Origin of the sequence: Pseudomonas laurentiana, assembly GCF_014648275.1 — a bacterium.
GTDB lineage: Bacteria > Pseudomonadota > Gammaproteobacteria > Pseudomonadales > Pseudomonadaceae > Aquipseudomonas > Aquipseudomonas laurentiana.
Window position 1 is genome coordinate 1 of the sequence record NZ_BMQU01000218.1, and the last position, 506, is coordinate 506.

General features: G+C 40.5%; 1 protein-coding gene. It reads left to right on the forward strand.

Translation table 11 applies throughout. The features are described 5' to 3' along the window. The coding region (locus IE038_RS25845; RefSeq protein WP_229775759.1) for a photosystem I psaA/psaB family protein at positions 1-506 on the forward strand (506 nt) is incomplete at both ends.

Sequence of the window (506 nt, forward strand, 5' to 3'; positions counted from 1 at the left end):
TGGGATAATTTTTTAGATGTAGTACCACATCCCCAAGGGTTGGAACCACTTCTTACAGGTCCGTGGAATCTTTATGCTCAAAATCCTGATTCCAGCAGTCATTTATTTGGTACCGCTAAAGGGGCGGGAACTGCTATTCTAACTCTTCTCGGGGGATTCCATCCACAAACTCAAAGTTTGTGGCTAACTGATATCGCGCATCATCATTTAGCTATTGCATTTGTGTTTTTCATTGCTGGTCATATGTATAGAACCAACTTTGGGATTGGACACAGCATAAAAGATATTTTAGAAGCACATGTTCCTCCGGGAGGCTTATTAGGACGCGGGCATAAGGGTCTTTACAACACAATCAATAACTCTCTTCACTTTCAATTAGGTCTTGCTCTAGCTTCTTTGGGAGTTGTTACTTCTTTAGTAGCTCAACACATGTATTCTTTGCCTGCCTATGCATTCATAGCACAAGATTTTACTACTCAAGCTGCTTTGTATACTCATCATCAATA